At 62.6% G+C, this 12,169-nt stretch carries 14 protein-coding genes; 7 read left to right on the top strand and 7 right to left on the bottom strand.

Annotated elements, in window-relative coordinates; all coding sequences use genetic code 11:
• Nucleotides 1-9 precede the first annotated feature (9 nt).
• Both glk and eda read left to right on the top strand, forming a co-directional pair.
• Entirely contained in the window at nucleotides 10-978 is a 969-nt protein-coding gene (gene glk / locus FHR23_RS06980) for a glucokinase (RefSeq protein ID WP_184002320.1), read from the top strand.
• Complete coding sequence (eda, locus tag FHR23_RS06975; protein WP_184002318.1) at nucleotides 975-1,583, top strand: bifunctional 4-hydroxy-2-oxoglutarate aldolase/2-dehydro-3-deoxy-phosphogluconate aldolase; 609 nt, start codon at nucleotides 975-977, stop codon at nucleotides 1,581-1,583. The genes glk and eda overlap by 4 nt, the downstream gene beginning before the upstream one ends.
• 69 nt (nucleotides 1,584-1,652) lie before the next feature.
• Here eda and mltG read toward each other — a convergent pair whose 3' ends face one another.
• The 5 genes from mltG to fabD all read right to left on the bottom strand — a co-directional run bounded on the left by mltG (nucleotide 1,653) and on the right by fabD (nucleotide 6,106).
• Complete coding sequence (gene mltG / locus FHR23_RS06970; protein WP_184002316.1) at nucleotides 1,653-2,621, bottom strand: endolytic transglycosylase MltG; 969 nt, start codon at nucleotides 2,619-2,621, stop codon at nucleotides 1,653-1,655.
• Nucleotides 2,622-2,652: 31 nt separating this feature from the next.
• Complete coding sequence (gene fabF / locus FHR23_RS06965) at nucleotides 2,653-3,912, bottom strand: beta-ketoacyl-ACP synthase II (protein WP_184002314.1); 1,260 nt, start codon at nucleotides 3,910-3,912, stop codon at nucleotides 2,653-2,655.
• A gap of 121 nt (nucleotides 3,913-4,033) precedes the next feature.
• Nucleotides 4,034-4,270: an acyl carrier protein gene (locus tag FHR23_RS06960; RefSeq protein WP_184002312.1), complete on the bottom strand. Its 237-nt coding sequence runs from the start codon at nucleotides 4,268-4,270 to the stop codon at nucleotides 4,034-4,036.
• A 149-nt stretch (nucleotides 4,271-4,419) separates the two neighbouring features.
• A complete protein-coding gene (gene fabG / locus FHR23_RS06955) occupies nucleotides 4,420-5,157 on the bottom strand; it encodes a 3-oxoacyl-[acyl-carrier-protein] reductase (protein WP_184002310.1) in 738 nt (245 codons plus the stop codon).
• Nucleotides 5,158-5,170: 13 nt separating this feature from the next.
• Nucleotides 5,171-6,106 carry an ACP S-malonyltransferase gene (gene fabD, locus FHR23_RS06950; RefSeq protein WP_184002308.1) on the bottom strand — a complete coding sequence of 312 codons (936 nt, stop codon included), beginning with the start codon at nucleotides 6,104-6,106 and terminating at the stop codon, nucleotides 5,171-5,173.
• Nucleotides 6,107-6,288: 182 nt separating this feature from the next.
• Between fabD and FHR23_RS06945 the strand changes: the two genes are divergently transcribed.
• From FHR23_RS06945 to rplI, 4 genes are all read left to right on the top strand, one after another.
• On the top strand, nucleotides 6,289-6,717 hold the full coding sequence (locus tag FHR23_RS06945) for an RcnB family protein (RefSeq protein ID WP_184002306.1): 429 nt from the start codon (nucleotides 6,289-6,291) through the stop codon (nucleotides 6,715-6,717).
• A 167-nt stretch (nucleotides 6,718-6,884) separates the two neighbouring features.
• Nucleotides 6,885-7,235: a 30S ribosomal protein S6 gene (gene rpsF, locus FHR23_RS06940; RefSeq protein WP_184003195.1), complete on the top strand. Its 351-nt coding sequence runs from the start codon at nucleotides 6,885-6,887 to the stop codon at nucleotides 7,233-7,235.
• Nucleotides 7,236-7,250: 15 nt separating this feature from the next.
• Nucleotides 7,251-7,475, top strand: coding sequence for a 30S ribosomal protein S18 (rpsR, locus tag FHR23_RS06935; protein WP_184002304.1), 225 nt, complete (start codon nucleotides 7,251-7,253; stop codon nucleotides 7,473-7,475).
• Between the two features lie 12 nt (nucleotides 7,476-7,487).
• Nucleotides 7,488-8,090: a 50S ribosomal protein L9 gene (rplI, locus tag FHR23_RS06930; protein WP_184002302.1), complete on the top strand. Its 603-nt coding sequence runs from the start codon at nucleotides 7,488-7,490 to the stop codon at nucleotides 8,088-8,090.
• Between the two features lie 340 nt (nucleotides 8,091-8,430).
• On the opposite strand, the gene FHR23_RS06925 is transcribed toward rplI, so the two are convergent.
• Nucleotides 8,431-9,174, bottom strand: coding sequence for a DUF4336 domain-containing protein (locus FHR23_RS06925; protein ID WP_184002300.1), 744 nt, complete (start codon nucleotides 9,172-9,174; stop codon nucleotides 8,431-8,433).
• A 15-nt stretch (nucleotides 9,175-9,189) separates the two neighbouring features.
• On the bottom strand, nucleotides 9,190-10,962 hold the full coding sequence (gene mutL / locus FHR23_RS06920) for a DNA mismatch repair endonuclease MutL (protein WP_184002299.1): 1,773 nt from the start codon (nucleotides 10,960-10,962) through the stop codon (nucleotides 9,190-9,192).
• A 149-nt stretch (nucleotides 10,963-11,111) separates the two neighbouring features.
• Here mutL and FHR23_RS06915 point away from each other — a divergent pair, with 149 nt between their 5' ends.
• Nucleotides 11,112-12,158: a rod shape-determining protein gene (locus FHR23_RS06915; RefSeq protein ID WP_184002298.1), complete on the top strand. Its 1,047-nt coding sequence runs from the start codon at nucleotides 11,112-11,114 to the stop codon at nucleotides 12,156-12,158.
• Nucleotides 12,159-12,169: the final 11 nt, after the last annotated feature.

Genomic DNA, 12,169 nt, shown 5'->3' with positions numbered 1-12,169 from the left:
GAAAATGGCATGGAAGTGGTCGCAGCCGATATTGGCGGAACCCATGCGCGCTTCGCCATCGCGGAGGTGGAGGACGGCAAAGTCCTATCGCTCGGCGATCCGGTCACGCTGAAAACGCATGAGCATGCCAGCCTGCAACTCGCCTGGCAGGCGGCGGGAAAGCAATTCGGTCGCGACCTGCCCCGCGCGATCAGCATCGCCATCGCCTCGCCGATCAACGATACGCTGATCAAGATGACCAACAATCCTTGGATCATTCGTCCGCCGCTCATCAACTCGCGGCTGAACGTCGACACCTGGACGCTGGTCAACGATTTCGGGGCAGTGGGTCATGCCGTTGCGCAACTAGACGACGATTATTTCATTCACCTCTGCGGTGCCGAAGCACCGCTGCCCGATCATGGCTCGATCACCATTTGCGGCCCAGGAACCGGACTGGGCGTTGCGCAGGTACTGCGTGTCAGGAACGGCTATCATGTCATTGAAACCGAAGGCGGGCATATGGACTTTTCGCCGCTCGACGGGATTGAGGACCAGCTACTGAAGCGGCTGCGCAACACCTATACCCGCGTTTCCGTCGAGCGCGTGTGCTCCGGCCCGGCAATTGTCGGCATATACGAAACGCTGGCGGCGCTGGAGGGCGAGCGCGTCTCGTTTCAGGATGACCGCGCGATCTGGGAAGCAGCGTTCAAGGGGGAAGACAAGCTGGCGGTGGCGGCACTCGACCGCTTCTGTCTGGCGCTGGGTGCGGTTGCAGGCGATCTGGCGCTTGCGCACGGCCCGACCGCCGTGGTGATTGCCGGTGGGCTTGGCCTTCGCCTCAAAGACAATCTGCTCGAATCCGGCTTTGGTCAGCGGTTCGCGGCCAAGGGCCGGTTCCAGTCGCTGATGCAGTCCATCCCCGTAAAACTCATCACCCATCCGCAACCCGGCCTGTTCGGCGCGGCAGCGGCCTTTGCACAGGAACATACGCAATGAGCATCGAAACGATCATGCGCACCAGCCCCGTCATCCCCGTGCTGGCGGTCCATGATGCGGCACAGGCCAAACCGCTTGCCGAAGCCCTCGTCGCGGGCGGTCTGCGCGTGCTGGAAGTGACACTGCGTACCCCGGTCGCGATGGATGTGATCGCGGAGATGAAAAAGGTACCGGGCGCGATTGTCGGAGCGGGCACGGTGATCAATGCCGAACAGGCGCAACAGGTGATCGACGCAGGCGTCGAATTCATCGTCTCTCCAGGCCTGACCGAAGCGGTGGTAAAGCCCATTCAGGCAGCGGGCACGCCGTTTCTGCCCGGTATCGCCAATGCCGGTGACCTGATGCGCGGGCTTGACCTCGGCCTGACGCATTTCAAATTCTTCCCGGCGGAGGCCGCGGGCGGGTTGAAGGCGCTCAAGGCACTCGCCGCGCCCTTCTATCAGTGCAAATTCTGCCCGACCGGGGGCATTACCGAAGCCAGCGCCCCCGAATGGCTCGCTTTCGATCCCGTCCTGTGCGTCGGCGGAAGCTGGGTGACGCCCAAGGACGCAGGCATGGAAGCAGTCGAGGCGAAGGCCCGGGCGGCATCCCGACTTGGAGCCTGAAATCCTGTAACCGACAGAATATCTGAAAACCGGCCTGAATGATTCAGGCCGGGATACGGTCAGATCAGCCTACATCTCACCGCGTTTGCGGCGAATGGCATACCATTTCTGCACATTGGCGTCGTGCTGCTCCAGCGTATTGGAGAAGACATGGCCCCCCGTGCCGTCAGCCACGAAATACAGCGCATCGCTGTCGGCCGGATGCAGCACCGCGTCGATCGACGCACGCCCCGGATTGGCGATCGGACCCGCCGGCAATCCGGGCGAAGCATAGGTATTGTACCCGTTCACCGCTTCCAGTTCCGAACGCAGGATGCGCCGCCCCAGCGGCCTGCCCAGCGTAATCGGATAGATGACAGTCGGATCGGCCTGTAACAACATCCCGAGCCGCAACCGGTTCGAATAGACGGCAGCGATCATCGGACGTTCGGACGGCTTGGCAGTTTCCTTCTCGACGATGGAGGCAAGGATAATCGCCTGACGCGGCGTCTTGACCACCGTGCGCGGCGAGCGCTTTTTCCACGCGGCGGCCAGATAGTCGACCATCGCCTTTTGCATCCGCTGCAATACCTCTTCACGCGTATCGCCTCGTTGATAGCTGTAGCTGTCGGGCAGCACCGTACCCTCGATCGGCACCGGCACCTTCCCGGTCAGTCCCGGCGCTTCCATCAGCTTCTGCTGCACCAACACCGCGGGAAACCCTTCAGGAATCGTGACAAAGCGCTGCAGCGTCTTGCCGCCCTGCATCATCTTCAAAATGTCGGACTGGCTGAGATGCGCGGGGATGCGATATTCCCCGGCACGGATCGGCGCACTCGCCCCCAGCACGCGCGCAAGCACCGTGAAGCGGCGCGCCGACCGGATTGCGCCCGCCTGTTGCAGCGCCTGCGCGGCATCGCTGAGCGTCGCTCCGCGCTTTACCTGCACCGTCGTATTCTGCGGCAACGGCCCCGCCCCACCCCATGCATGGACGACCATGAACAGCCCGGCCAGCACCGCAAGCGCAAGGACCAGACCAAGGCAGCCGATCTTTCGCATGGGAGTCAGGCCCGCGCGATCATGATGCGGCTCACAGCGCCTTCATCACCAGCGAAGCGTTGGTGCCGCCGAAACCGAAGCTGTTGTTGAGGACCGCCTTCACCTTGCGCTCCTTCGCGGTGTGCGGAACGAGGTCGACGCCCGCGCAATTCTCGCTCGGATTGTCGAGGTTCAGCGTCGGCGGCACGATCTGGTCGCGCATGGCAAGGATGCAGAAGATGCTTTCCACCGCACCGGCACCACCCAGCAAGTGACCGATGGCGGATTTGGTCGAGCTCATCGACATTGTGCCGATGGCATCGCCGAACAGGCGGCGAACCGCACCCAGCTCCAGCTCGTCGCCCAGCGGCGTCGAGGTGCCGTGTGCGTTGACATAATCGATATCGGACAGCGACAGGCCGGACTTCTTCATCGCCATTTCCATCGAGCGGAACGCACCCGATCCTTCCGGGTGCGGCGCGGTCACGTGATAGGCATCGCCCGACAGGCCATAGCCGATGACTTCAGCATAGATTTTCGCGCCGCGTGCCTTGGCACGCTCATATTCTTCCAGCACGACGACACCAGCACCTTCGCCCATCACGAAGCCGTCGCGATCGGCATCATAGGGGCGGCTGCCCTTGGTCGGATCGTCGCGAAAGCCGGTGGACAGCGCCCGAGCCTGACCGAAACCCGCAATGCCGATCGGACAGATGGCGCTTTCCGCACCGCCAGCCAGCATCACATCGGCATCGTCCATCGCGATCATCCGCGCGGCATCACCGATTGAGTGCGCACCGGTGGAACAGGCGGTGACAACCGCATGATTCGGCCCCATCAGGCCGTATTTGATCGACACCTGACCGGAGATCAGATTGATCAGGCGGCCATGGACGAAATGCGGACTGACCCGCTTCGGCCCCTTATGCTCCAGCACCAGCGATTCGCTCTCGATGCCCGGCAGACCGCCGATACCCGACCCGATCGAGCAACCGGCGCGATAGCGCTCTTCCTCGGTCATGTCGGTCAGGCCGGCATCTTCGATCGCCTGCCCCGCGGCATCGATGCCGAACACGATGAACGGATCGACCTGGCGCTGGATCTTATGATCGACGCGCCTCCCGGCATCGAAGCCATATTCGTGATCGGCGGGCTTTACTTCGCAGGCATAGTTGCTCTGGAAATCGGTGGCGTCGAAACGTGTGATCGTCGCCGCCCCGGATTTTGAGGCGAGAATATTCTTCCAGCTCGTTTCAACATCGCCACCCAGCGGGGTGACAAGGCCAAGTCCAGTCACGACGACGCGACGCATTGCCATCTCTCCAAAACCATCCATGAAACTGAAACGGCTCCCTAACCCGGTTGTTTCACCCGGGCCGGGGAGCCGTTTTCATGTCACCCGGCCCATATGGGACGGTGATCGTATCGTTCGATCAGCCCTGATGCTCGTCGATATAGGTGATCGCGTCCTTCACGGTCGTGATCTTTTCGGCCGCATCATCGGGGATTTCGACACCGAATTCTTCTTCAAACGCCATCACCAGCTCAACGATGTCGAGGCTGTCAGCGCCCAGATCATCAATGAAGCTTGCGTCTTCGGTCACCTTGTCGGCTTCTACGCCCAGATGCTCGACGACGATCTTGCGTACCCGATCGGCGGTCTCGCTCATTCCCTATTCCTCTTCTGGCAAGGTTTTTCGATTCTGAAACGCACCTAGAGCGGTGCCGAGCCCCTGACAAGGGGGGCACTGCTCTCCGTCATGCACTTCAGCGCAATAAAAAGCCGTCAAATCATGCTGCAACCCGCGATAAAACGCGATTACAGCATTGCCATCCCGCCATTTACATGCAGCGTCTGCCCGGTGACATATCCCGCTTCCTTACTGGCGAGATACACCACGGCAGCACCGATATCGGCGCCGTCGCCCAGATCGCCGGTCGGAATCCTGCCGAGCAGCGCTTCCTTCTGCGCGTCGGGCAGTACGTCGGTCATCGCCGAGCGGATAAAGCCGGGCGCGACGCAATTGACGGTAATCCCGCGGCTGGCCAGTTCCTGTGCCAGCGCTTTCGACATGCCGACCAGCCCCGCTTTCGACGCTGCATAGTTGGCCTGACCGGGATTGCCGGTCGCGCCGACGACCGAGGTGATCGAGATGATACGGCCGAACCGCGCACGCATCATCGGTTTGGCGGCGGCACGCGCAAGCCGGAACGCGGCTTCCAGATTGACGCGGATCACCTGATCCCATTCGTCGTCCTTCATCCGCATGGCAAGGTTGTCGCGCGTGACACCAGCATTGTTGACGAGAATGTCGAGTTTGCCCAGCGCTTCTACCGCCTGCGGCACAAGCTGGTCCACTGCGGCACCGTCGGAAAGGTTGCACGGCAGCGCCACGTGATCGCCGCCCAGTTCCGTGCGAAACGCCTCCAGTTTGTCGATATTGGAACCTGACAGCGCCAGCCGCGCGCCCTGCCCCGCCAGCGACTTCGCAATCGCCGAGCCGATACCGCCCGAAGCGCCCGTCACCAGCGCGGTCATGCCTGTAAGATCGAACATTATTCCTGTCTCCTCAGAGCGCCTTTATCAGCGCCTCGATATCGTCCATCGTCACCACGCTGGTCTGTGTCGTGTCGGGTGCGGTGCGCTTGACCATCGAACTCAGCACCTTGCCGCCCAGCTCGACGAAATCGCCCACACCCGCCTCGACCATTGCCAACACCGATTCGCGCCAGCGCACCATGCCCGTCACCTGCTCGACCAGCAGCGTGCGGATGGTATCCGCATCCGCCACCGGCGCGGCGGTCACATTGGCATAGACGGGCACCAGCGGCGCGCGCAGATCGACCGCCGCCAGCGCCTTTTCCATCGCATCGGCGGCAGGCTGCATCAACGGACAATGGAACGGCGCGGAAACCGGCAGCAGCACCGCCCGGCGCGCGCCCATTTCCTTCGCCAGCGGCACCGCCCGCTCGACCGCCGCCTTCGCACCCGAAATCACCACCTGAGTCGGGTCGTTGTCGTTGGCGACGCTGCAAACTTCGCCCTCGGCAGCGGTATCGGCAATCGCCTGAGCCTTTTCGCGGTCGGCTCCCAGCAGAGCAGCCATCGCGCCTTCGCCTACCGGCACGGCGGCCTGCATCGCCTGTCCGCGCTGCTTCAGCAGTTTCGCGGTGCTGGCAAGATCCAGCGCCCCCGCTGCGCACAGGGCGGTATATTCGCCCAGGCTGTGCCCGGCGACGAAATCGGCCTTGTCGGCAAGGCGGATACCGCCTTCCTTTTCCAGCACACGCAATACGGCAATGGCATTGGCCATGATCGCGGGCTGGGCATTTTCGGTCAGCGTCAACGCATCCTCCGGCCCTTCGGCCATCAGACGCGCAAGATGCTGGCCCAGCGCTTCGTCGACTTCCTCAAACACTTCACGCGCGGCAGGGCTGGCCTCTGCCAGCGCCTTGCCCATGCCGACGGCCTGACTGCCCTGTCCGGGAAAAATAAATGCACGCAATGATCGTCTCCTGCTGCGTATGGGCGCGGCACCTAGGCCGGTTGGACGGGAAGGTCAAAATCTTGCGTCTCTGCTGATACATTTTGCGATCAATTCGCATCATCGCTGACAAAATGTTGGGACAGCCGCTCCCTAGATTGTTCTCATCGCCGGAAAGGACCGGCGCGAAGAGGAGCAAGATCATGAAGACTTTCATCGCTGCCGCCGTCGCCACCTCGATGCTCGCGACGCCCGCTTTCGCCGCAACCCGCGGTCACGACAATGACCGGGGACGCGCCCAGCAGACGAGCCAGTATCACGGCAAGGACCAGCGCAACGTCACCATCAACCGCACGGTTAACCGCAACACCTATCGTGCGCCGCAGAAGGTGACCTATCGTCAGCCTGCCTATCGCAGCCAGACGGTCCGCTATCAGACCCGCAACTGGCAACGCGGCGAACGGTTCGATGCGCGCTATACCAGCAACTATCGGGTGGTGAACAACCCGCGTGCGTACCGCCTCTATAACGCACCCTATGGCTATCACTGGGTTCGTTCGGGCAATGACGCGGTACTGGTCGGCGTTACCAGCGGCATTATCGCCGCGGTACTGGCCAACGCACTGAACTAAGACCCGGCAAAGGACTTGCCAAAACAGGCATTCTGACGCATAGGGCACCGATCCGGGGTGGAGGACATCGTTCCTCCGCCCCTGATTGTTTTGATTGAGACGACAGCCGGAGGGGCGTTGCGCACGGGGCGCACGTCAGCGATCGGCCAAAAGAGAAGGACGTGGACATGGCTCTTTACGAGCATGTGTTCCTTGCGCGCCAGGATCTGGCACAGGCGCAGGTGGACGCACTGGCGGAAACCGCCACCAAGATCATCGAGGACAATGAAGGCAAGGTCGTCAAGACCGAGACCTGGGGTCTTCGCAGCCTCGCCTACAAGATCGCGAAGAACCGCAAGGCGCATTATGTGATGCTCGAAATCGACGGACCGGGTTCGGTCGTCGCCGAGCTGGAGCGCCAGACCGCGATCAACGAAGACGTCATCCGCTACATGACCATCCGCGTCGACGAGCATGAGCAGGGTCCGTCGGTAATGATGCGCAAGAGCGACCGCCGCCGCGGCCGCGATAACGACTGATAGGGAGGCAAGCACATGGCACGACCGTTTTTCCGCCGCCGCAAGAGCTGCCCCTTTTCGGGCAAGAATGCGCCGGTCATCGATTATAAGGATGTTCGCCTGCTGCAGGGTTTCGTATCCGAACGCGGCAAGATCGTCCCGTCGCGCATCACCAGCGTGAGCGCGAAGAAGCAGCGTGAGCTGGCCAAGGCCATCAAGCGCGCCCGCCATCTGGGCCTCCTGCCCTATATTGTGAAGTAAGGAGCAAGACCCATGGACGTCATTCTGCTCGAACGTATCGAGAAGCTGGGCACCATCGGCGATGTCGTTTCCGTAAAGGACGGCTTTGCCCGCAACTTCCTGCTGCCCAACAAAAAGGCGCTGCGCGCCAACGAAGCCAACCGCAAGGTGTTCGAAGCCAATCGCGACCGTATCGAGGCTGAAAATGCCGAGCGTCGCAAGTCGGCCGAGGGCGAGGCCAAGACCATTGACGGTTCGCAGATCACGCTGATCCGTCAGGCATCGAATACCGGCCATCTGTACGGCTCGGTCGCGGTGCGCGACATCGTCGAGGCCCTGGTCGAGGACGGCCACAAGGTCGCGAAGTCGCAGGTCGTTCTCGAAAAGCCGATCAAGGATATCGGCCTGTACGAGGTCAAGGTTGCGCTGCACCCCGAAGTGGCGGTGACGGTGAAGGTCAACGTCGCGCGTTCGCCGGAAGAAGCCGAGCTTCAGGAGCAGGGCATCGACGTGATGGAAGCGATGTTCGAAAAGGACGAAGCCGGATTCACCGAAGAGCGCGATCCCAACCTGGAAGCAGGCGAGATCGAAGCCGAACCGACCGACGAAGAAACGACCGAGACCAGCGAAGCCTGAACCGGCTTCGCGGCTTCGGCCCAGCAAAAAGGCCGTCCGGGCGACCGGGCGGCCTTTTTTGACGTTCTGCGCCTTGCTCCACCGACCTCAAGGGCAGGTCACGCAGGCGCTGACAACAAAAGCAAGCGGAATCAGCGCGAGCGCGATCGGAACAAGCTTGCCAATTTGCGTTTCACTTCGGGTCAACATTCTGTCTTTCAAATATTATTACCGGACTGTTGACGGTAATAATGCGCGACCCACCGCAAAGGTTGCGCGACCATGAATGCAATTGCGGATTGCACGCATACGCCTTCTGCAACCGTGTGGCGCAATTGCGGCAATCGTTTCGGAGACGGCCCTATAACACCCAGCGAAAAGCGCGACGCAGTTCCGCTTCCGCATTGTCCGGATACCACCGGCCGTGCGCGATCAGGATACGTTCGGGCTTCCACGCCAGCATCTGTGTGACCGCGCGGCGCAGATCCTTGCGATGTCGCCAGAAACTGAGCTGCATGTCATAGGGCGCCTTGCCGTCGGGATCGGCTGCGCCGAACAACTGCATCAGCCGGCGCAGCACCGGCGAGCGCACACGCTTCGGCTCAAAATTCTCGATAAGGTCGGTCAGGATCAGCGTGCGCGACGGTCGATGGAAGAAATCGACTTCGGTCAGCAGACTGCCCGGCGCGCGAATCTGGTCGATCGCGCCACCCCAGCCGATGTCGGGACTGGCGGTCAGTGCCTTGTGCGGCGGCAACGGACGGCGCGCGCGTTTGGCCAAGCCTTCCACGACATGCACCCGCGCACCGGGAAAGCGTTCATACCAGTCGGGCAGCCACCAGTAATGCAGGCTGTTGGGCGCGATCAGGTCCGTTACCGGCCCCAGTTGCGCCACCGCGTCCATCAATGCCGGGTCGTTACCACTCGGCGAATGTACCCAGATACCGCCATCGGGTAGCCGGACCAGCGTCATGCGCGTCGGAAAAGGCAGTTTCAGCCCCAGATAGCGCATCCGTATTTCCGGCCCGTCGACAATCCACACATCGGGCGCCACGGGTTTGAGCACGTTGAGCGGCTCGTAGGGAATATAGGCCTGTTTCGGCACCGGATCAACGCTCCCTCATTTCCGCCCGAACAGCTTTTCGACATCGGCCATGCCCAGCTTGACCCAGGTCGGACGACCATGGTTGCACTGGCCCGAATGCGGCGTCGCCTCCATCTCGCGCAGCAACGCGTTCATCTCCGCGACCGAGAGGATGCGCCCTGCGCGCACCGAACCGTGGCACGCCATGGTCGCGGCGACATGATCGAGCCGTTCCTTCAGACTGAGCGCCTCGTCATAGGCGGCGAGTTCGTCGGCCAGATCGGTGACAAGGCCGGTTACATCCCCCTGCCCCAGCATTGCGGGCGTGGCGCGCACCAGCATCGCGCGCGGGCCGAAGCGTTCCAGTTCCAGCCCGAATTCGGCGAGCTCCTCCAGTCGCGCCTCCAGCCGGTCGCACGCCGTCTCGTCGAGTTCGACCACTTCGGGCAACAGCAGCGCCTGAGATCTGACGCCCGAACCGCTCATCGCCGCGCGCATCCGCTCCAGCACCAGCCGTTCATGCGCGGCGTGCTGATCGACGATCACCAGCCCGTCCTGCGCTTCCGCAACGATATAGGTTTTGGCCACCTGCCCGCGTGCGACCCCCAGCGGGAAATCGGTATGTTCGGGCGGCGGCTGATACGCAGGTTCTGCGCGTGCCTGCGGCGGCGGCGTCATGAAGGTCGGTCGCCTGTCCTGTACCGACGAGACTGCGGGACGGTCCATCAGGCCGAGTTCAGGCGCCGCCGAACCCGGTTGCGGCGCGTCCATCGGTTCCTGCTGCCAGGCGGCAAGCGCGGAAGGCGCAGGGCGCTGGACGCTGCGATGCCCCGCCGCATCGAGCGCGCGGCGCAACCCGCCGACGATCAGGCCGCGAACCAGTTGCGGATCGCGAAACCGAACCTCCGTCTTGGCCGGATGGACATTCACGTCCACCGCCTCGGTCGGCACGTCGAGGAACAGCGCAACCACCGCATGCCGGTCCCGCGCCAGCATCTCCGCATAGGCGCCGCGCACCGCACCGGTGAGCAGACGGTCCTTTACCGGACGGCCGTTGACGAACAGATATTGATGGTCGGCAACGCCGCGGTTGAAGGTCGGCAGGCTGGCCACCCCACCCAGCCGGTGCCCTTCGCGTTCATGATCGACACCGACACTGTTTTCCGCCAGCGCCCGGTCGGTCAGCCCTGCCACACGTTCCGGCCCGGTTTCACCCGGCTGGACACTCAATGCGCGCCTGCCGTCATGTTCGACCGAAAACCCGATATCGGGACGCGCCATGGCAAGGCGACGCATCACGTCCATGGCGGCGGCATATTCGCTGCGTGGCGTGCGCAGGAATTTGCGACGCGCGGGCACGCGGGCGAACAGCGATTCGACTCGGACGCGTGTGCCCGGCGGCAGCGCGGCGGGCCCTTCCTCCACCACTTCGCCATTATCGACGACTCGACGCCAGCCTTCATTGCCGCGCACGCGGCTTTCCAGGGTCAGGCGCGCGACACTGGCGATCGAGGGCAAGGCTTCGCCGCGAAAGCCCAGCGTCGTCACCGCCTCGATCGCATCATCGGGCAGTTTGGAGGTGGCGTGGCGTTCCAGCGCCAGCGCCATATCCTCCGTTGTCATGCCGCACCCGTCGTCGGTGACTTCGACCAGATCGATACCGCCCGACGCCAGACGGACGGCAATCCGGGTGGCGCCTGCATCAATGGCGTTCTCGACAAGTTCCTTCAACGCACTGGCGGGGCGTTCCACCACTTCACCGGCTGCGATGCGGTTGACGAGCTGTTCGGGCAATCGGCGTATTGACATACACATCGCTGTAGCCCAAGCGACGCCATCCCGCGACCCGCTTGCGCCAGAATTCCGAAGTCGGCTATCCCGACCCCGGCTGCGTTCGGTCAAGGGATTTGTGCGAATGACCGCGCGCGGGCGCTGGCGCGGAACGGACGGAACGGTAGATGGTGTTTTCCCGACTTTTCAAATTCATGTCGCATGACATGGCAATCGACCTTGGGACCGCGAATACGGTGGTCTATCTGCGCGGCCGCGGTGTCGTGCTCAACGAACCGTCAGTGGTGGCGGTCGAAACGCTGAACGGCGTGCGCAAAGTGCGTGCGGTCGGCGACGACGCCAAGCTGATGATGGGCAAGACCCCCGGCACGATCGAGGCGATCCGTCCCCTGCGCGATGGTGTAATCGCCGACATCGACGTCGCCGAAGGGATGATCAAGCACTTCATCTCCAAGGTGAATGGCGGCAAGCAGCCGATGCCCTGGCGTCATCCGCAAATCGTCATCTGCGTGCCCTCGGGTTCTACCTCGGTCGAACGTCGCGCGATTCGCGATGCGGCATCCAATGCCGGTGCCAGCCAGGTGTTCCTGATCGAGGAGCCGATGGCGGCCGCAATCGGGGCGGATATGCCGGTGACCGAACCGATCGGATCGATGGTCGTCGATATCGGCGGCGGCACCACCGAAGTCGCGGTGCTCAGCCTGCGTGGTCTCGCTTATTCGACCAGCGTGCGCGTCGGCGGTGACAAGATGGACGAAGCCATTGTTTCCTATGTCCGTCGCAACCACAATCTGCTGATCGGCGAATCGACCGCAGAGAGGATCAAGCAGGAAGTCGGCACCGCCAAGCCGCCGGAAGACGGCGTAGGTCAGACCATCCACATCAAGGGCCGCGATCTGGTGAACGGCGTGCCGAAGGAAATCCAGATCAATCAGGGTCAGATTTCCGAAGCGCTGGGCGAACCGGTCGGCACGATTGTCGAAGGTGTGCGCATTGCGCTGGAAAACACCGCTCCCGAACTCGCGGCGGATATCGTCGATCAGGGCATTGTCCTGACCGGCGGTGGCGCCCTGCTCCACGGGATCGATGAAGTTTTGCGCGATGAAACCGGTTTGCCGGTGACGGTGGCGGAAGATCCGCTAACCTGTGTCGCACTGGGAACCGGACGTGCGCTGGAGGATCCGATTTATCGCGGTGTCCTGCTGGCAGTCTGATCGGGACGGAT

This window comes from Stakelama sediminis (genome assembly GCF_014199335.1).
Classification (GTDB): domain Bacteria; phylum Pseudomonadota; class Alphaproteobacteria; order Sphingomonadales; family Sphingomonadaceae; genus Sphingomonas; species Sphingomonas sediminis.
The sequence above is the reverse complement of the archived record's forward strand: the minus strand, read 5'-3'. Positions and strand labels throughout refer to the sequence as shown.